Genomic DNA, 18,919 nt, shown 5'->3' with positions numbered 1-18,919 from the left:
TTCAACCCTCGCGGTCGCCAGGACCGGTAGCCCGCGTACTGTTCAACTGAAATTAGATAGAAAGGTTCTCCTCCATGAATAAGCTGTTGATTGCCGCCGTAATCGGCGCTTTGTCCACGACGATGCTGACCGTTGCGACGGACGCCGCTGCACAAACCACCACCACGCCGGCTGCCAAGGCTGTGCCGAAGAAGCCGCAACCGAAACGCCTGATCAAGCGCAAGGCCAATCCGGCCAAGGAAGCGAAGGTTGATCCGGTACCGGAAGGCGCGGAAAAGTGGTCGTGCAACGAAGGTCTGGCATTCGACCTGAAGGGCGACATGAAGCGTGACCAGATCGTCACGGTTCACTGGGCGAACAAAAACTACAATCTCCCGCGCGAAGCGACCACCACGGGCGCAGACCGCTTCCACGACGCAGCAACGGGTATGGACCTGGTCGTGATCCCGACGAAGGCGATGTTGTTCTCGGATAAGGACAGCTCGCGTCTGGCCGACGAGTGCAAGACGGCAGCCATGGTGCAAGGCGCACCGGCCCCGACGCAATCGAACGCGATCAACAAGACCAACTAATCCGTTACATCAGGAAAGCTCCCCGATGTCCGCTCCGATTTCCAACGTGCGACCCGACCCGGACCCAGTCCTGGTCGATATCGTCGATTACGTACTGGATTTCCCGATCGACAGCACGCTCGCGCTGGACACCGCGCGTAACTGCCTGATCGATACGCTCGGTTGCGGACTCGAGGCGCTCACCTACCCGGCCTGCACCAAGCTGATGGGACCGATCGTGCCGGGCACGATCGTCCCCAACGGCGCGAAGGTGCCGGGCACATCGTTCCAGCTAGACCCGGTTCAGGCCGCCTTCAACATCGGCGCAATGATCCGCTGGCTGGACTTCAACGACACATGGCTGGCCGCCGAATGGGGCCATCCGTCGGATAACCTCGGCGGAATTCTGGCGACGGCCGACTGGCTTTCGCGCAGTGCCATCGCAGCGGGCAAGAAGCCGCTGACGATGAAAGACGTGTTGATCGGCATGATCAAGGCGCACGAAATTCAAGGCTGTATCGCGCTCGAAAACTCGTTCAACAAGGTCGGGCTCGATCATGTGTTGCTGGTAAAGCTGGCGTCGACCGCTGTGGTCGGCCAGATGATCGGTTTGACGCGCGATGAGTTGATCAACGCCGTATCGCTGGCGTTTGTCGATGGACATGCGCTGCGCACCTACCGTCACGCGCCGAATACCGGCTCGCGCAAGTCGTGGGCCGCGGGCGATGCGACTTCGCGCGCCGTACGTCTCGCGCTGATCGCGAAAACCGGCGAGATGGGCTATCCGTCGGTGCTGACCGCGAAGACGTGGGGCTTTTACGATGTCCTGTTCAAGGGCAATGCGTTCAAGTTCCAGCGCCCGTACGGCTCGTACGTGATGGAAAACGTGCTGTTCAAGATCTCATTCCCGGCTGAATTCCACGCGCAGACGGCGGTGGAAGCGGCGATGACGCTTCATGCGCAACTCAATGCAGCAGGCAAGCGCGTGGAAGACATCAAGAAGATCACGATCCGCACCCACGAAGCCGCGATCCGCATCATCGATAAGAAAGGTCCCCTGAATAATCCGGCCGACCGCGATCACTGCATTCAATACATGATCGCCGTGCCGTTGATCCATGGCCGCCTGACGGCCGCGGATTATGAAGATTCGATCGCGCAGGACGCGCGTATCGATGTGCTGCGCGCCAAGATGGAGTGTGTCGAAGACGCGCAGTTCACGAAGGATTACCACGATCCGGAGAAGCGTTCGATCGCCAATGCACTGACGGTCGAATTCAACGACGGGTCGACGTTCGACGAAGTTGTAGTCGAATACCCGATCGGTCACAAGCGTCGTCGCGAAGACGGGATTCCGTTGCTGGTCGAGAAGTTCAAGACCAACCTCGCGCGCCGCTTTCCGGTCAAGCAACAACTGGCGATTCTCGATGTGTCGCTGGATCAGGCAAGGCTCGAAGCCATGCCGGTCAATGAATACGTCGATTTGTACGTCATCTAGTTAAGTACTGTAGTTCCGCGATCAAACCAAGGAAAACACCATGGCCCACAACCTCCACAAAACGCTCAAGGAATTCGACAGCGGTTCCGGCAAAGGCAAGTTCTACTCCCTGCCGCAACTCGGCAAGGCACTGAACATCAAGATCGACCGCCTGCCGGTTTCGATCCGTATCGTGCTGGAATCGGTGCTGCGTAACTACGACGGCAAGAAGATCGCCGAAGAACACATCGAGCAACTCGCGAACTGGAAGCCGACCGCTGCGCGCGTCGACGAAATCCCGTTCGTCGTGTCGCGCGTCGTGCTGCAAGACTTTACCGGCGTGCCGCTGCTCGCCGACATCGCTGCAATGCGCGGTGTCGCGAAACACATGGGCAAGGATCCGAAGTCGATCGAACCGCTGGTCCCGGTTGATCTGGTGGTCGATCACTCGGTGCAGATCGATCACTTCCGCGAAAAGAACGCGCTCGATCTGAACATGAAACTGGAATTCCAGCGCAACAACGAGCGCTACCAGTTCATGAAGTGGGGCATGCAGGCATTCGACACGTTCAAGGTCGTGCCGCCGGGCGTCGGTATCGTTCACCAGGTGAACCTGGAATACCTCGCACGCGGCGTGCACAAGAAGGCCGAAGGCGCGGACACCGTGTACTACCCGGATTCGCTGGTCGGCACCGACAGCCACACCACCATGATCAACGGTATCGGCGTGGTGGGCTGGGGCGTGGGCGGTATCGAAGCTGAAGCCGGCATGCTCGGCCAGCCGGTGTACTTCCTGACGCCGGACGTGGTAGGCGTCGAACTGAAGGGCAAGCTGCGCGAAGGTCTGACGGCGACCGACCTGGTCCTGACCGTGACCGAACTGCTGCGCAAGGAAAAGGTTGTCGGCAAGTTCGTCGAGTTCTTCGGCGAAGGCACGAAATCGCTGTCGCTGCCGGATCGCGCGACGATCGGCAACATGGCGCCGGAATACGGCGCAACCATGGGCTTCTTCCCGGTCGACGAAAAAACCATCGACTACTTCAAGGGCACGGGCCGCACCGACGCAGAAATCTCCGCCTTCGAAAACTACTTCAAGGCGCAGGGTCTGTTCGGTATTCCGAAGGCTGGCCAGATCGACTACACCAAGGTCGTCACGCTCGACCTCGGCACGGTAACGCCGTCGCTGGCAGGTCCGAAGCGCCCGCAAGACCGTATCGAAATCGGTCACGTGAAGTCGACCTTCAGCGACCTGTTCTCGAAGCCGGTGGCAGAAAACGGCTTTGCGAAGAAGTCGGAAGACCTCGACGCGCAATACACGACGAGCAACGGCGTCGACGTGAAGAACGGCGACATCCTGATCGCCGCGATCACGTCGTGCACGAACACGTCGAACCCGAGCGTGCTGCTGGCTGCTGGTCTGCTGGCGAAGAAGGCTGTCGAAGCTGGTCTGACGGTCGCCCCGCACATCAAGACGTCGCTGGCTCCGGGATCGCGCATCGTCACGGAATACCTGACGAAGACCGACTTGATGAAGTACCTCGACAAGCTCGGTTTCACGCTGGCCGCTTACGGTTGCACGACCTGTATCGGTAACGCGGGCGACCTGACGCCGGAACTGAACGAAGCGATCACGAAGAACGACATCGTCGCGGCAGCGGTGCTGTCGGGCAACCGTAACTTCGAAGCGCGTATTCACCCGAACATCCGCGCGAACTTCCTGGCCTCGCCGCCGCTAGTTGTGGCTTACGCGATCGCCGGCAACATCACGCGCGACCTGATGACCGAACCGGTCGGCAAGGGCAAGGGCGGCAAGGACATCTATCTGGGCGACATTTGGCCGACCAGCGAAGAAGTCAACGAGCTGCTCAAGTTCGCGCTGGACGCAGATGCGTTCCGCAAGAACTACGCGTCGCTGACCAAGAAGGGCGACCTGTGGAGCAAGATCGAAGGCGAAGAAGGCCAGGTCTACGACTGGCCGAAGTCGACGTACATCGCTGAGCCGCCGTTCTTCGGCAAGGACTTCTCGATGACACCGGCCGACAGCATCGCTCCGGTCAAGGGCGCACGCGCACTGGGCATCTTCGGTGACTCGGTCACGACCGACCACATCAGCCCGGCAGGCTCGATCAAGGAAGACTCGCCGGCAGGCAAGTGGTTGAAGGCAAACGGCGTGCAGAAGGCCGACTTCAACAGCTACGGCTCGCGCCGCGGCAACCACGACGTGATGATGCGCGGCACGTTCGCGAACGTCCGGATCAAGAACCTGATGATCCCGGTGAAGGCAGACGGTACGCGTGTTGAAGGCGGCCTGACGATTCACCAGCCGAGCGGTGAGCAAGAGTCGATCTATGACGCAGCGATGAAGTACATCGACGCGGGCACGCCGACGGTTGTGTTTGCGGGTGAAGAGTACGGTACGGGCTCGTCGCGTGACTGGGCTGCGAAGGGTACGCAACTGCTGGGCGTGAAGGCTGTGGTTGCTCGCAGCTTCGAGCGGATTCACCGTTCGAATCTGGTCGGCATGGGCGTTCTGCCGCTGCAGTTCAAGGGCTCGGATAGCGTGCAATCGCTCGGTATTACCGGCGAAGAAACGTACGACATCGAAGGCCTGGGCGCTGACTTCAAGCCGCAGCAAGAAGTGACGCTGGTGATTCGCGGTAAGGACGGCAAGGAGAAGCGCGTCGCCGTGCTGCTGCGTATCGATACGCCGATCGAAGTGGACTACTACAAGCACGGCGGGATTCTGCCGTTCGTGTTGCGTTCGCTGCTGGCTGCTTAAGGTATCAGGTAACGCATGCAATAACTGCAAGCTGTTTTGCAGGTGCTGCGTCCTTGTGGAAGGACGCAGCCGATTTGAGAGCCCGGCTTTGGCCGGGCTTTTTTTATTTGCCGCTACGGTCCGTGTGGAAGGCGGCGGGATCGTCGGTGATACGGCGCTGGGTCATGTGGGTGTTCCAGTCGACGCCACCCGAGACCGGTACGGTGGCGCGCGTGGTGACATGCGCGCGTGACTGCTTGGCCCAGTTGAGCAACGCTGCGCGGTCGACTGTGTCGTTTTCGGCCGACGGACGCGTGGTCCATTCTGGCTGTTTCGACACGGCAGGCCCCGCGGCTGGGCGAACGGCACGGCTCAGCGCGAGCCGCTCGTTGACATGCCCTTCGGTCATACGTGCGACCGCGACTTTGCGTTCCGTCTTTGCTAGGCGGGTCATCGTGGCTTCGCGAGTGGACGCTCGCGCGGTCGGCTGCTGCACAGTGTGCTGCGACAACTGCGCGCGCTTGCTTCGAGGTGTCGTCACCGGAGCAGTGTCGTCGCGCATCGCGGCGCTGGCCGGCGCCCCCGTTGACCCAGCATAGCTTGCGATGGAAGGTGCTGGCACGACATCTGCCGCCGCATAGCGCGTTGCTGAGCTTGCGGACGGCGGCGCTGCAACGGGGCTTGGCGCAACTGCCTTTGACACCGCGCTGGCTACCGAAGGCACACTCCCCGAAATCGTCTGCGTCTCTTCAACTCCCAACTGAGCCAGCTTAATCGGTTCTTGCGAATCGACAACGGGCGGACTGATGACCGCCGGCACAACGGGCGGTCTCGAGGCCAGTTCGCTCGCCCTGTTGGCGTCTCGCATCGCGCATGTCGCCAGCAACCAGGCCAGCGCAATGCCGCAACCTACGAAGATCGCCCCACCGAGTATGTGGTCCGAACGGGACGAGCGCGGACGCGCCCTGCCTGCCTCAAGGTAGCGCTTTGCTTCAGCCATCGCCACGTCAAAACGGTGGGAATCCACCCGTTGCTGCGGCACTTTATAGAACAAAAGCTTCGCGCCCGGAGGAAACGGACCGGGTCGTGCCTGTTGCGGCCGGCGTTGCACTGCGTCCTGCATCGCCTGTTGTGCTTCGGTTTGAGCGATGGGTTGGGGGGCGCGTTGCGTTGCGTCTTGTGCCGCGGCTCGCGCGGTACGTCGTCGCGAGCCGAAAGGCGGCGGCAAGCCGTCGAATGGGCGCGGTTTCGGAATCGCCAGCGCGCCTTCGATCAAGGCCAGAGGTCGGTTCATCGTATGGTGCTCCGGTATGGGTCGATCGCCGTGTCGAGTTGCGTGACCAAGGTCCTGCCGCGTTCGATGAGCAAGTCGATTGCACCGGTCTCGTGCTCCGGTGCCGCACTAGCGCTCCGTAGCGCGTCCATCAGACTGCCTGCACCGACGAGGCCCACGGCCCCACTCAATCTGTGCAGCAAGGTGCGTAGCTCATCGATGTCATGCTGGCGATGCAAGCCGCTCAGGCGCTCCAGATCGTCCGTCATCGAACGACGCCAGGCATTCAGAAATGTGTGGAGGTTGATACCCTCTTCCGACAACGCGTCGAGATAGCGACGTTCGAAGGGTTCAGATGAGGTGCTCGTGGCAACGTCCCGCGACTGGGCGGCAATGGCGAACAGGGATGCCTGAGCGTTGCTCGTCAATTCCGCGGAGGGCCCCCATTGCTCGACGCTGAACGGCGCACTGAAGCTCACACGAGTGGAGGACTTTGAGTCGCTCGCGACTGAAAGTTCGCCTTGCATACGCTGCGCGAGTATTTGGCAAAGCGACAAGCAAGCATCGAGGTTGGCGCACCATTCTCCGGCGAACGCTAGATCACCGCTCGGCCCGAAAAGTGGCTGTTGTGCAACGTGAACAGCATCACTTCCGGTATCCATCAATTTGATAGAAATACGCTGCGAGCCCGCATTCAACAGGTCCGCCTGCACAACGACGGCAATTTCTCCCAGCGTATTGAGTTGGATCGTACGGTTTAGCAGGTGGAAGAAAATCTGACCGAGCCGCGCGCTATCGGCAAGTATCAGCGTCGCCACCGTTTGGTCAACGCTCACGCTCGGATGCAAGCCTCGCTGCGCAGCGGCCGGAGCCAACAGCGCGATGACACCGTCGATGACTTCTCGCGGATTCGTCACGCTTTCGTCGAGAACAATGGCGCGGGACTCCAGAGGCGAAATATCCAGCAGATCGTGAAGCGTTTGGGCCCACGTGCGCATCGCGGATCGGATCACCAACGCTTGCGCGCGTTGAGCGGAAGGCATGGCTGCGGTTCCGAGCGATTCAAGCAGACCCGTTACGGCGGTCAAAGGAGCTTCTGCATAGAGGCGCATCGCGCCGAGCAGCCAGAGCCGCTCCTGCTTTGCGGCGGCACTTGCCTGGATGGACGCCTCGACACGTGCACCTGTTCCCGCGCTTCGGCTGCATCGCACCGGCGCGCCCATTCATCTTCAGCGCGACGCCATTTCTCAGCAGCGCGCCTCAGCGCCGCGCGAAACAAGCACGCACCGGCAAGCGCTACGACCGCGGGGGCCGCGAGCGCCAATAGCCACGTTTGCCGATCGATCTCGGTATCACGTGCGCCCGTTGCCGGTTGGCCCGTGACATAGCGACTATCGGTCGAAGCAAGCGCAAAAGGCGCGCTGGCTGCAGTCTCGCTGCGCGAATGAGTGCGGTTGGCCGGTTGCCCGAGTTGTGCCACTGCATCTCGCGCAGCCAACACTACAGCCGGACGCGAATTGCTGGCGAGTAGTCCCCGTGGTGCGCCGTCGGCTACCAATGTCGCGTTGGCCCGTAGCGAGAACATACACAGCAGCGCAAACGCACAAAGACCGCCCAACACCGCCGCAAAGCGGATCGACGTGAGTCCCGCATTCTGTGAGATACGCGGCGCACGACTACGCGTGTCCGCTGAAGAACCAAGCCGGCCCATTTTATTCATAGCCCGCAAAACTCAGTCGATCAGTCTGTGCAACGTCGCGAACTCGATTAGCGCGGCCAACGACGACAGCCCAAGCTTTTCCTGAATGCGACTCTTGTACGTGCTCACGGTCTTGTCGCTCATAAACAGCGTGTCTCCAATCGTCTTGTTCGACATACCCTTTGAAAGCATCTGCAGAATCACGAGCTCCTTATCCGATAACAGGGTGAGTCTGTCTTCCTCTTTTGCATCACCGGTATTGGACGACAACCCACGGCCGCCGGGGATTACAGGAAACACGGTATACCCCGCCAACACCGCCTCTACGCCGCGCATAATCTCCTTCATTTCCTGCGACTTGGCAACGAAACCTTGCACGCCGGAGCGCATTGCTCGCGGCGCAAATATAACGGGATCCTGACCTGACAACACCAGCATGCGCATCGACGGATGTGCAAGCTTGAGCCGAGGGATTACATCAAGCCCGCTGATACGTGGAATATCGAGATCAAGTATCGCGAGTTTCGGCGTGTGCTGACGGGCCAATTCGACGGCCGTTTGCCCGTTATCGGCTTCGATCACCTCTTCGACGCCAAGCAGTTGCATAAGCTGCATCTTGATGACCAGTCGAAATGCCGGGTGATCATCGATAACTAGAATAGTAGACATATATTGGATTCCTCATTAAAACACCCCTTGCCACGTCAATTCTTACCACCCGTAATCTCGAAATCTGCATCGATCGAGGAGAGACGTTATGCGCCCTGAGAACGAGAAGACAGGACACCGGTGAATATTTCTGCCTGACGTGCACACAAACGTAGTTCTGCCTCACGACAAGAAACTGCAGGGAATGGAGATTACGGAGAGCTCTTAGCGGAGCCGGGATACAACATGAGCGAGTCGAAATATCGACCAGCCGCGCGACGTCGGCATCCGTTGATACCGACGGTCATTCTCAAAGCGCGTGCACGCTATGATGCAGCGAGCACAAATTCGATCTCGACGCGCCGGTTTGGCTCAAGACACCGCACCAGTTCGTCGCGTTTTGTTTGCTGGCAGGTGACCAACTGATTCGCACTGCCTTGGCCTTGCGCGGTCATCGGCAATGTCACGCCGTGGGTGCGCAGATACTGCCTGACCGTGTGCGCACGCTGCAAAGATAGACTCTGGTTGTAGGCATCGCTGCCGAGGCGGTCGGCAAACCCCGTGATCTTTAGCTCGCGTACGGCGGGAACCTGCTTCAAGCCTGTCACCACGTCGTCGAGATGTCGCTTGCCAGCCGGCAGGATCGCAGCCTCGCTGCCACCGTCGAAACGGAACAGAGAGTCGGCCCGCAGCGTAATCTTTTGAGGCGCCTGCGCTGTGGGTGCCGGTGCAGGCGTCTGCTTCGCTTGCAAGCATTGCAGCGCCGTTTCCGCCGACTTCCGCAAGTTATCCTGAACCTCGGGCAAACGCTTTTCAGCGGCGGAGAACCTACGCGCCCACGCGTCATGCCCTGCGTGCAACAGTTCGACTTCGGCACATGCAAGGGGTTGTTGTGCTTGGGGACACTGGGCGAAGGCAGGATCACCCTTGATGGTATTGACGATCTTCCACAGATCAGGGCGCACGGTGGACACCGTGCGTAAGACCGGGTTAGCAGCGGACAACGGCGTGCCATTTTCGAGGCTGATCGTCAGCATCGCCGCCTGGCCGATAGCTTCCTCGACAAAACCCCACTGGTCATGTGCGCGCCATTCCTGCTGTCCGGCATCGATCCAGCACTGAGCCTTCGCACGAAAATAACTGCTCTTGTCACCGGGCAATGTGTCCAGCTTCTGTTGCAGGGAAGCAAGCGCCTCGCCGCCGCTCCTGATTGGCGCATAGGTGCTGAACCATTGAGGCGTCGGTGCGCCAGCAGCCGCGTCTTGTGTCACGCCGACGCCCGTCTTCAGAACGGTCGGATCTTCGATACCCAGCCGGTCTCGTGCGACCTGCCCCGCGCAACCCGACAATGCCAGTGCACATGCGAGAAGCGTTAACTGAAATTTCATGGAATCCCTGCGAAGAACGCATTCACTTTTAAGAAGTTTTGAGTATGAAGAGGCGCAAAGCGACATGGAATGGGAAGATTCCTAGAGTTCTGTCAGATGGACAGGTCATCTTTGATACGGATTGCACACAGGAACGTCCATCTTGAATTTAACTAACTCATCAATTAACCTGAATTGATGAACCCGACACGTTCTCCCCTGAAACCACTCGGCCGCCGCCCCGCCGTCGAGGACTTCGATGTGCGAGAACATCTGCTCGACACCGCGACGCGGCTCTTTTCCGAATGCGGCATCGCGGCCACGACGGTCGCGCAGATCGCGAGCGAAGCGGGCGTCACGTCGGCACTGGTCCATTACTACTTCACGAATCGCGAAAAGCTGCTTGACGCAGTGGCCGACGAGCGGCTCGCCCCTGCGGCGGAATTCGTCTGGCGCCCGGCCGTTGAAGACGCCGCGGGCGATCCCTTCGCGCTGGTTCACGAATTCGTCGCGCGCCTCTTTGACGTGACGGACCGCATGCCCTGGTTGCCGCCGCTCTGGCTGCGCGAGATCGTCAACGAAGGCGGCCTGCTGCGTGAACGAATGATGCGACGCATCCCGTTCGACAACATCAAGCGCTTCGGTAGCCGCGTTGCACACGCTCAGCGGGACGGCACCGTCAATGCCAACCTGGAAGCGATGTTGCTATTCAATTCCATTCTGGCGCTCGTGATGCTGCCGCTCGCCACGGCAAAGATCTGGCAGAGCGCGCGAGGCCTGCCCGTCATCGAGCGCGATGCGTTGCGCCGGCATGTGATCGCACTGCTGATCGGCGGCATGCAGCCAGCCCCACATGCGGCATCGGCGCCAGCACACGCACGAGCACGAGCACGAGCACAGCAGCAGCCGAAGCCTCCATCAGGACGCCGCAGCCGCAAAGACACAGGAACAGGGAGCCCGTCATGAGTCGTCCGTTCAGCGCCTGCGTTTGTCTGCTGCTCGCGGCGATGGCTCTCGCAGCCTGCTCGCATCGCGACAACAATGTCTATCAAGGCTACATCGAGGGGGAGTTTGTGTATCTCGGCTCGTCGCAGTCCGGCAAGCTGGCGCAGTTGGCGGTCGCACGAGGACAGACCGTTGACGCAAGCGCACCTGTATTCACGCTCGAATCCGAGGACGAGACTGCCGCATTACAGCAGGCACAACAGCAACTCGCTGCGGCACGCGCACAGCTAGCCGATATCCAGACCGGCAAGCGCCGTCCCGAAGTGAACGTCACCAAAGCGCAACTCGCTCAAGCCGTCGCCAATGCGCGCAAGGCGGCGTTGCAACTCACGCGCGATGAAGCGCAGTACCGCGCAGGCGGCATTCCAAAAGCGCAGCTCGACGATTCGCGCGCCAACGCGGACGCCACCGCCGCGCAGGTCCGCGAACTCAGCAACCAGGTGGATGTCGCTTTGCTTCCCGGCCGTTCGCAGCAAATCACTGCGCAGAGCGCGCAGATCGAGGCCGCTCAAGCCGCCGTCGTCCAAGCTCAATGGAAGCTCGACCAGAAGCGCGTCAACGCGCCGGCGGAAGGACTCGTCTACGACACGCTGTATCGCGTCGGCGAGTGGGTTCAGGCTGGCAATCCTGTCGTACAGATGCTGCCACCGCAGAACGTGAAAGTACGCTTCTTCGTACCGGAGACCGTGGTCGGCAAGCTCGCACCAGGCCGTGCGCTTTCCATTCATTGCGACGGTTGCGCCGCCGACGTCCCGGCGAAAATTACGTACATATCGAGCGAAGCCGAATACACACCGCCGGTGATCTACAGCAACGAGAACCGCGCGAAACTGGTGTTCATGGTCGAAGCCCACCCTTCCGCCGCCGATGCAGTCAAGCTGCACCCCGGTCAACCCGTTGCGGTGAGCCTGCAATGAACCAGCCCGCACCGCAACCTGCGCAATACGCGATCGACGTGCACAAGCTCAACAAGCACTTCGGCGATAAACATGTCGTGAACGACGTGACGTTGCAGGTCGCACGCGGCGAGATTTTCGGCTTTCTTGGACCGAACGGCAGCGGCAAGACCACCTCGATCCGTCTGATGTGCGGGCTGCTCACGCCCGACTCAGGCAGCGGCACCTGTCTCGGTTACGACATAGTTCGCGAGAGTGCGCAGATCAAGCGCAACGTCGGCTATATGACGCAACGCTTCTCGTATTGGGACGACCTGACGATTCGCGAGAACCTCGACTTCGTCGCCCGCATTTATCAGATGGCGAACCGGCGCGAAGCGGTTGACCGCTCGCTCGAATCGCTCGGTCTGCAAAGCCGTGCGGATCAGTTGACCGGCGCGTTGTCCGGCGGCTGGAAGCAGCGGCTCGCGCTTGCAGCCTGCATGCTGCACGAGCCTCAGTTGCTGTTACTCGACGAACCGACCGCGGGCGTCGATCCGAACGCACGCCGCGAATTCTGGGAAGAGTTGCATCGCCTCGCCGCGCGGGGCATTTCGGTTCTGGTCAGCACGCATTACATGGATGAGGCCGAGCGCTGTCATAAGCTCGCGTACATCGCGTACGGCAAGCTGCTCGCGCAAGGCACTTCGAAGGACGTGATCGAATCGCAAAATCTCGCGACCTGGACCATCTACGGCGAGCACCTGAGCAAACTGTCGGAACAGTTGCGCAAGACGCCCGGCGTCGATCAGACCGTCGTATTCGGCTCCGCGCTGCACATCAGCGGTATCGACCATGCCGCGCTCGAAACCGCCATCAGACGCGCGACCGAGGGCACGGCGCTGCGCGCCGAGCGCATCGAAACCGGGCTTGAAGACGTGTTCATCTACTTGATGGGCCACTCCACCGACAACTACGGAGCGCAACCGTGAGCACGCGCACCCTGTTCTCGCTGTCGCGCTGGTGGAGCATCGTGCTCAAAGAGTTTTTGCAGTTAAAGCGCGATCGGATCACGTTCGCGATGATCGTCGGCCTGCCGATCATTCAGCTCACGCTGTTCGGTTTCGCGATCAATACCGACCCAAAGCATCTGCCTACCGCTGTCATCATCGGCGACGACAGTACGTTTTCGCGCAGCTTCATCGCCGCGATGAAGAACTCCGCCTATTTCGACATCGTCGAAACCTTGCCCAACGAGGAGGCCGGCCGCCGCTCTCTTACCCAAGGCCGAGTGCAATTCGTGTTGTCGGTGCCGGTGGATTTTTCGAAACGTCTGTTGCGCGGCGAACGCCCTTCGCTGCTGGTCGAAGCCGATGCGACCGATCCCACCGCGACGAACACCGCGCTCGCGGCGCTGCCGGGCCTTGTGCAACCGGTCGCGGACAAAGACATCACCGGCGCGCTCGCTCACCTGAATGGCACTCCGGCCGCTTTCGACGTCCAGGTGCACCGCCTCTACAACCCTGAAGGCATCACACAATACAACGTAGTGCCGGGTCTGATGGGCGTGATCCTGACGATGACGATGGTGATGATGACCGGCCTCGCGATCACGCGCGAACGCGAGCGTGGCACGATGGAAAACCTGCTCTCCACACCTGTGCTGCCGATCGAAGTGATGACCGGCAAGATCGTGCCTTACGTAATGATCGGGCTGGTGCAGGCGTCGATCATTCTGACTGCGGCGCGCTTCGTGTTCGATGTGCCGTTCGCAGGTAGCCTGGTGGCGATCTATCTTGCTGCGCTGCTGTTTATCGCGGCGAATCTGACGGTCGGCATCACGCTTTCGTCGATTGCGCAGAATCAGTTGCAGGCGATGCAACTGACCGTGTTCTATTTTCTGCCGAGCCTGTTGCTGTCGGGTTTCATGTTTCCGTTTGCCGGGATGCCAGGCTGGGCGCAATTCATCGGCAATCTACTGCCGCTCACATATTTCAACCGGTTGGTTCGCGGCATTCTGCTCAAAGGAAACGACTGGGCCGACCTGTGGCCGTCGGTGTGGCCCGTGGCGCTGTTCATGGTCGTCGTGATGGGCATCGCGCTGCGCTTTTACCGGCGCACGCTCGACTAGGAGGACCGGTCGATGAAACCGCTCGCTTTCTTGTCCGTCGTCGCGCTGTGCGGTTGCGCGGTCGGGCCGGATTTTCAACCACCGGCGGCGCCGGACACGCAAACCTATACACGTGAAGCGCAACCTGCTGCCACAGTCGCAGCCAGCGGTGTGGCTGGAGCATCGCAAGCATTTATCGCGGCTGAGCATGCAACACCAATGTGGTGGAAGCAGTTTCAATCCGATGCGCTAGACCGTCTCGTCGAGCAAGCCCTGCAACAGAGCCCCACGCTCACGCAAGCCCGCGCGAAGCTGATTGAGGCACGCGAAAACTACAATGCGCAATTCGGCGCGACTGCATTCCCGGCTGTCGATGCGACCGTATCCGGCGTGCGGCAGCGGGTCGATATCGCGGCGTTCGGCATTCCGAATGTGCCCAATCAGGGGCCGTTTACGCTTTACAACGCGTCGGTCAGCGTGTCCTATGCGCTCGATATTTTCGGCGGTAATCGCCGGGCGCTGGAAGCGCTCATGGCACAAGTCGACTATCAGTCGTTCGAATTCGAAGCGGCGCGGCTCTCGCTCGCAGGCAATGTGGTTTCGACTGCGATTCGACGCGCGTCTTTAAAGCAGCAGACCGCCTTGACGCAGCGCCTCGCGGACACCCAGGCCCAGCAACTCAAGATCACCGAAGAGCGGTTTGCGGCAGGCGGTGTCTCGCAACTCGACGTGCGCAGCCAGCGCACGCTGCTCTCGCAGACCCGTGCGTCGTTGCCACCACTCGCGACACAACGTGCGCAGACCGACCACCAACTCGCGATCCTGCTTGGCATGCCGCCGTCGAAGGCGGACTTCGCAGACCTGACGCTCGATTCGCTGCATCTGCCAGATACGTTGCCGCTCACATTGCCATCGACGCTCGCGCGCGAACGGCCGGACATTCGTGCTTCGGAAGCGTTATTGCATCAAGCGAGCGCGAATGTCGGCGTGGCGACGGCAAATCTGTATCCGCAATTTTCCATCTCGGCGGGGATCGGTTCGGAACGCACGAACATTCAGGACGTGGTCAGCGGGCTGAATATCTGGAACTTCGGCCTCACTCTGACGCAACCGATTTTCCGCGGCGGCGAATTGCGCGCGAAGAAGCGTTCTGCACAGGCGGCTTATGATGCGGCGCTCGCTGACTATCAGCAGACGGTGCTGCAGGCGCTGCAGCAGGTTGCGGACACGCTGACAGCGCTGCAGGACGACGCGCACGAACTGCAGGCTCGCGACGAGGCTGCCCAACAGGCGCACGCGAGCCTGGATATCGCACAAGCGCAGTATGCGGCGGGCGGTGTTAGTCAGTTCGGCCTGCTCGATACGCAGCGTCAGGTGTTGCAAACCGCACTAGACCGAACTCGCGCGCAAGCGGACCGGTTCGCCGACACGGCGGCGCTGTTTCAGTCGCTGGGTGGGGGTTGGCAAGCAGTCGCTACTTCAACGCCGTAGTCACCCCATCCGATGCGGCTGTATTGCGTCAGTCGCCGGGTGACGGGTAGCAGGCTGCGACCATTTTAACGCCGTAGCCATCTCATCCGATACGGCTGCGTTGCTTCGGTCACTGGGTGGCGGGTCGCAGGTTACGGCGACTTTAACGGCGTATCGATCCCACTCCGCCGCACTGCCGTTACGCCGCCACCGCCCGCGCTGCATTCCTCCCACGCAGCCATTCCAGCGCAAGCAACAGGCACGTCGAGAACACGATCAAAATCGTAGCCAATGCCGCGATAGTCGGGCTGATGTTCTCGCGAATACCGGTGAACATCTGACGCGGCAGGGTGGTTTGATCCGCTCCAGCCAGGAACAGCGTCACGACCACTTCGTCAAACGACGTAGCGAACGCGAACAGCGCGCCCGAAATCACGCCCGGCGCGATCACCGGCAACGTGATGCGAAAGAACGTCTTCACCGGATTCGCCCCCAGCGACAAGCTCGCGCGCACCAGGTTGTAGTTAAAGCCTTGCAACGTCGCCGCCACCGTCGTCACCACAAACGGCACGCCGAGCGACGCATGCGCGAGAATCAGCCCAATATACGTATTCGCCAGTCCAAGCGGCGCAAAAAACAGATACATGCCGACGCCGACCACCACCACCGGCACGATCATCGGCGAAATCAGAACCGCCATCAGCAAAGCCTTGCCGCGGAAATTCGCTTTGGTCAGGCCGATCGCCGCCAACGTGCCGAGCACCGTCGCCACGACAGTTGCCGAAGGCGCGACGATAAAGCTGTTCTTCGCCGCCATGCGCCATTCATCGGACCCGATCAGGTTCGCATACCAGCGCAGCGACCAGCCCGGGATCGGATACACGAGGAACGTGCTGGACGAAAACGACAACGGCACAATCGCCAGCACCGGCAGGATCAAATACAGCAGCGTCAGCACGGCAAGCGCGCGCAACGCGAAATACCACACGCGCTCGATCAAGGACGTATGCGGCGCAAACAAGGGCTTGGCAAGTTTCATCGCGAGTAAGCTCCGTTCAGCCAATCAGCCGAGGCTCAGGGACGAACGCGTGAAGCGTCCATAGATGACATACAGCACAAGCGTCGCGGCAAGCAGCAAACCGCCGAGCGCACACGCCATACCCCAATTGATCGTCACGTTGGTAAAGTACGCGACGTAGTAGCTGACCATCTGATCATTCGGTCCACCGAGCAATGCCGGCGTGATGTAGTAGCCGATCGCGAGAATGAACACAAGTAGTGCGCCCGCCCCGATGCCCGGATAAGTTTGCGGCACATAAACACGCCAGAACGCGGCGAACGGATGACTGCCAAGCGAGATCGCGGCGCGCTGATAGGTCGGCGGGATCGACTTCATCACGCTATACAGCGGCAGGATCATGAACGGCAGCAGAATGTGCGTCATCGAGATGTACACGCCCGTGCGGTTGAACAGCAGCGACAACGGATCGTGCAAAATGCCGCTCGCAATCAGCGCCTTGTTCACCAGCCCTTCGCTTTGCAGAATCACGATCCATGCGGCCACGCGTACGAGGATCGAAGTCCAGAACGGAATCAGCACGAGGATCATCACCAGATTCGCGCGGCGATCGGAGAGCGTCGAAATCCAGTAAGCAAGCGGGTAACCGAGCAGCAGCGCAAAGAATGTCACGACTGCGCCGATTACGAAGGTGCGGCTGAATACGTGGAGATAAATCTGTTGATCCGGATCCGTCTCGATGATGTGACCGAATCCGTCCTGCTTGTGGTCCAAAGAAGCCAGTAGATAAAACGGCGAGTAGGCACCGGAATTCTTCGCGATCGCCTGCCAGTAAGCGACGTTGTTCCAGCGTTCGTCGAGTTCGACGAACTTAGCGTGCATCTGGGCCGGCGTGAGCGTCAACGGCTTGCTGTTGTCGTCGACGAACGGCATCGCGTGAGCCGACTTTGCGACCAGCGAGCGATAGCCTGGAATTTCCACGTTCAACCGTCGCGCCAGCGCGCCCATGCCATCGCTATCGGCAATCGCCGTCAGATCCACGGCCAGTGCAGAGTATGCGGCGTCAGGCGGCAGTGCCTTGCGATCCCAACCGCTCAACGCATTCAGCGTGTGCGGCAGGGCGTTCATCACTTCCGGATTCTGCGCGGCCCGAGTCAATAGCGCACCGATCGGCACGACAAAAATCAGCAGCAGAAAAATGGCGAGCGGTGCAATCAGCAACAGCGCCATCGCGCGCTTCTTTGCTTCTGCGGCCTTTAGTTCTCGCTTAAGTCGAACATTCGACTCAGGCGTCGAATCGGCGGCGATCGTCATCGTAGTCACACCTCGTCTCCTCGATCCGGAGTTAGCGCTTTGGCTGTCGGCAGGAGTTAGCGCTTTAGCGCTTACTCCTGCCCCATGCAAAAGCCCTTACCCCGATCCCATGCATCCGGCCGCTCGCGTACATCGCGAAGACACGCGTTTGCGTTTGTTTCATTGCATTGATGCGGCGCGGCTTCACCATAAAAGCCGCGCCTTCTCACACCCGGCTAATTACTTCGAAGCCCACGACGAAAAACGTTGCTCCAACTCATCGCCATGGTCGGTCCAGAACGAGAGGTTCTGCAGCACCGCGTTCTTGCCGTTAGCCGGCGAATTCGGCAGATTGGACAGCGTCTTCGGATCGAGCGCCTTGATGGCCGCCACGTTCACCGGACCATACGCAATGTTGTGCGCGTAGTCCTGCTGCGGCTTCGACGAAATCGAATAGGCGATGTACTTCTCTGCCAGCGCCTTGTTCGGCGTGCCCTTCGGAATCGCCCAGTAGTCGAGGTCGTAAATGCTGCCGTTCCACACCACCTTGAGGTTCTTGCCTTCCTTCTGTGCGGCATCGATACGGCCGTTGTACGCAGTGGACATCACCACGTCACCCGCGACCAGGAATTGCGGCGGCTGCGCGCCCGCTTCCCACCACTGAATATTCGGCTTCAGTTCGTCGAGCTTCTTGAACGCGCGGTCCTGACCTTCCTTGGTGGCAAGCACCTTGTAGACGTCCTTCGGCGGCACGCCGTCGGCCATCAGCGCGAATTCGAGGTTGTAACGCGCGCCCTTGCGCATCGCGCGCTTGCCCGGGAATTTCTTCACGTCCCAGAAGTCGGCCCAGCCGGCCGGCGCGGTTTTCAGCTTGTCGGCGTTGTACGCGAGTGCCGTCGACCACACGAAGAAGCCCACGCCGCAGGTTTGCGGCGCTTCCGGAATCAGATCCGTCTTCTTGCCGATCTTCGACCAGTCGAGCTTCTCATACAGCCCTTCGTCACAACCACGGCCGATGTCGCCCGACTCAACTTCCACCACGTCCCAATTCACATGCTTCGCTTCGACCATCGCCTTCACTTTGGCCTGCTCGCCGTTGTATTCGACCGCGGTCACTTTATTGCTGGTTTGCGTCTCGAACGGCTGGTTGAATGCGACCTTTTGCGCGTCGCCATTCGCACCGCCGAAATTGACGACCGTCAGCTCGGCTGCATTGACTTGCGCGGCGCCCAGCGCGAGCGCCACAGCACCGACAGCGATGGCGCAGCGCGATTTCCCGATCTTGCTCATGGTGTGTTGCTCTCCTTTGGTGGTGTGCTTCAAGCTACGTACAGTGCGACTTGTTATGTGCTGCTTAGGTGAACTGCTTCTTTTG

15 protein-coding genes are annotated in these 18,919 nt (G+C 60.3%); 8 read left to right on the top strand and 7 right to left on the bottom strand.

Annotated elements, in window-relative coordinates; translation table 11 throughout:
- Window positions 1–74 precede the first annotated feature (74 nt).
- From P3T25_RS12430 to acnA, 3 genes are read left to right on the top strand one after another with little or no spacing between them, the layout of a single operon-like run.
- Window positions 75–572, top strand: a complete 498-nt coding sequence (locus tag P3T25_RS12430) for a hypothetical protein (protein WP_154557958.1) — start codon at window positions 75–77, stop codon at window positions 570–572.
- 25 nt (window positions 573–597) lie between these two features.
- Entirely contained in the window at window positions 598–2,049 is a 1,452-nt protein-coding gene (locus P3T25_RS12425; RefSeq protein ID WP_154557959.1) for a bifunctional 2-methylcitrate dehydratase/aconitate hydratase, read from the top strand.
- Window positions 2,050–2,089: 40 nt separating this feature from the next.
- Entirely contained in the window at window positions 2,090–4,807 is a 2,718-nt protein-coding gene (gene acnA / locus P3T25_RS12420) for an aconitate hydratase AcnA (RefSeq protein ID WP_154557960.1), read from the top strand.
- A gap of 103 nt (window positions 4,808–4,910) precedes the next feature.
- Here the strand turns inward: acnA and P3T25_RS12415 are convergent, their stop codons facing one another.
- From P3T25_RS12415 to P3T25_RS12400, 4 genes are all read right to left on the bottom strand, one after another.
- Window positions 4,911–6,080: a hypothetical protein gene (locus P3T25_RS12415; RefSeq protein ID WP_154557961.1), complete on the bottom strand. Its 1,170-nt coding sequence runs from the start codon at window positions 6,078–6,080 to the stop codon at window positions 4,911–4,913.
- Window positions 6,077–7,102 carry a sensor histidine kinase gene (locus tag P3T25_RS12410; RefSeq protein WP_154558025.1) on the bottom strand — a complete coding sequence of 342 codons (1,026 nt, stop codon included), beginning with the start codon at window positions 7,100–7,102 and terminating at the stop codon, window positions 6,077–6,079. Before P3T25_RS12410 ends, P3T25_RS12415 begins: the two co-directional genes overlap by 4 nt.
- A gap of 689 nt (window positions 7,103–7,791) precedes the next feature.
- Window positions 7,792–8,427: a response regulator transcription factor gene (locus tag P3T25_RS12405; protein WP_154557962.1), complete on the bottom strand. Its 636-nt coding sequence runs from the start codon at window positions 8,425–8,427 to the stop codon at window positions 7,792–7,794.
- A 305-nt stretch (window positions 8,428–8,732) separates the two neighbouring features.
- Window positions 8,733–9,794: an OmpA family protein gene (locus P3T25_RS12400; RefSeq protein ID WP_154557963.1), complete on the bottom strand. Its 1,062-nt coding sequence runs from the start codon at window positions 9,792–9,794 to the stop codon at window positions 8,733–8,735.
- 177 nt (window positions 9,795–9,971) lie between these two features.
- Between P3T25_RS12400 and P3T25_RS12395 the strand changes: the two genes are divergently transcribed.
- The 5 genes from P3T25_RS12395 to P3T25_RS12375 are packed head-to-tail and all read left to right on the top strand — an operon-like array spanning window position 9,972 to window position 15,254.
- Entirely contained in the window at window positions 9,972–10,739 is a 768-nt protein-coding gene (locus tag P3T25_RS12395; RefSeq protein ID WP_429358183.1) for a TetR/AcrR family transcriptional regulator, read from the top strand.
- On the top strand, window positions 10,736–11,695 hold the full coding sequence (locus P3T25_RS12390) for an HlyD family secretion protein (RefSeq protein ID WP_154557965.1): 960 nt from the start codon (window positions 10,736–10,738) through the stop codon (window positions 11,693–11,695). Before P3T25_RS12395 ends, P3T25_RS12390 begins: the two co-directional genes overlap by 4 nt.
- Window positions 11,692–12,645 carry an ABC transporter ATP-binding protein gene (locus tag P3T25_RS12385; protein ID WP_154557966.1) on the top strand — a complete coding sequence of 318 codons (954 nt, stop codon included), beginning with the start codon at window positions 11,692–11,694 and terminating at the stop codon, window positions 12,643–12,645. Before P3T25_RS12390 ends, P3T25_RS12385 begins: the two co-directional genes overlap by 4 nt.
- Entirely contained in the window at window positions 12,642–13,784 is a 1,143-nt protein-coding gene (locus tag P3T25_RS12380; RefSeq protein ID WP_429358182.1) for an ABC transporter permease, read from the top strand. Before P3T25_RS12385 ends, P3T25_RS12380 begins: the two co-directional genes overlap by 4 nt.
- A 12-nt stretch (window positions 13,785–13,796) precedes the next feature.
- On the top strand, window positions 13,797–15,254 hold the full coding sequence (locus tag P3T25_RS12375; RefSeq protein ID WP_154557967.1) for an efflux transporter outer membrane subunit: 1,458 nt from the start codon (window positions 13,797–13,799) through the stop codon (window positions 15,252–15,254).
- A gap of 178 nt (window positions 15,255–15,432) precedes the next feature.
- Here the strand turns inward: P3T25_RS12375 and P3T25_RS12370 are convergent, their stop codons facing one another.
- The 3 genes from P3T25_RS12370 to P3T25_RS12360 form a co-directional block, all read right to left on the bottom strand.
- Entirely contained in the window at window positions 15,433–16,272 is an 840-nt protein-coding gene (locus P3T25_RS12370) for an ABC transporter permease (RefSeq protein ID WP_154557968.1), read from the bottom strand.
- 24 nt (window positions 16,273–16,296) lie between these two features.
- The gene (locus tag P3T25_RS12365; protein WP_154558027.1) at window positions 16,297–17,565 is read right to left on the bottom strand and encodes an ABC transporter permease; all 1,269 of its coding nucleotides are present in this window, start codon (window positions 17,563–17,565) and stop codon (window positions 16,297–16,299) included.
- Between the two features lie 219 nt (window positions 17,566–17,784).
- The gene (locus tag P3T25_RS12360) at window positions 17,785–18,834 is read right to left on the bottom strand and encodes an ABC transporter substrate-binding protein (protein WP_154557969.1); all 1,050 of its coding nucleotides are present in this window, start codon (window positions 18,832–18,834) and stop codon (window positions 17,785–17,787) included.
- Window positions 18,835–18,919: the final 85 nt, after the last annotated feature.

Origin of the sequence: Paraburkholderia sp. GAS32, from assembly GCF_050434225.1 — a bacterium.
GTDB lineage: Bacteria > Pseudomonadota > Gammaproteobacteria > Burkholderiales > Burkholderiaceae > Paraburkholderia > Paraburkholderia madseniana.
This window is presented reverse-complemented; position numbering and strand designations above follow the sequence as displayed.

Bases quoted from the DNA above. Each gene is read 5' to 3' on its own strand.
- P3T25_RS12430 (WP_154557958.1), top strand. From the start codon at position 75: ATGAATAAGCTGTTGATTGCCGCCGTAATCGGCGCTTTGTCCACGACG.
- P3T25_RS12425 (WP_154557959.1), top strand. From the start codon at position 598: ATGTCCGCTCCGATTTCCAACGTGCGACCCGACCCGGACCCAGTCCTG.
- acnA (WP_154557960.1), top strand. From the start codon at position 2,090: ATGGCCCACAACCTCCACAAAACGCTCAAGGAATTCGACAGCGGTTCC.
- P3T25_RS12415 (WP_154557961.1), bottom strand. From the start codon at position 6,080: ATGAACCGACCTCTGGCCTTGATCGAAGGCGCGCTGGCGATTCCGAAA.
- P3T25_RS12410 (WP_154558025.1), bottom strand. From the start codon at position 7,102: ATGCCTTCCGCTCAACGCGCGCAAGCGTTGGTGATCCGATCCGCGATG.
- P3T25_RS12405 (WP_154557962.1), bottom strand. From the start codon at position 8,427: ATGTCTACTATTCTAGTTATCGATGATCACCCGGCATTTCGACTGGTC.
- P3T25_RS12400 (WP_154557963.1), bottom strand. From the start codon at position 9,794: ATGAAATTTCAGTTAACGCTTCTCGCATGTGCACTGGCATTGTCGGGT.
- P3T25_RS12395 (WP_429358183.1), top strand. From the start codon at position 9,972: ATGAACCCGACACGTTCTCCCCTGAAACCACTCGGCCGCCGCCCCGCC.
- P3T25_RS12390 (WP_154557965.1), top strand. From the start codon at position 10,736: ATGAGTCGTCCGTTCAGCGCCTGCGTTTGTCTGCTGCTCGCGGCGATG.
- P3T25_RS12385 (WP_154557966.1), top strand. From the start codon at position 11,692: ATGAACCAGCCCGCACCGCAACCTGCGCAATACGCGATCGACGTGCAC.
- P3T25_RS12375 (WP_154557967.1), top strand. From the start codon at position 13,797: ATGAAACCGCTCGCTTTCTTGTCCGTCGTCGCGCTGTGCGGTTGCGCG.
- P3T25_RS12370 (WP_154557968.1), bottom strand. From the start codon at position 16,272: ATGAAACTTGCCAAGCCCTTGTTTGCGCCGCATACGTCCTTGATCGAG.
- P3T25_RS12365 (WP_154558027.1), bottom strand. From the start codon at position 17,565: ATGACGATCGCCGCCGATTCGACGCCTGAGTCGAATGTTCGACTTAAG.
- P3T25_RS12360 (WP_154557969.1), bottom strand. From the start codon at position 18,834: ATGAGCAAGATCGGGAAATCGCGCTGCGCCATCGCTGTCGGTGCTGTG.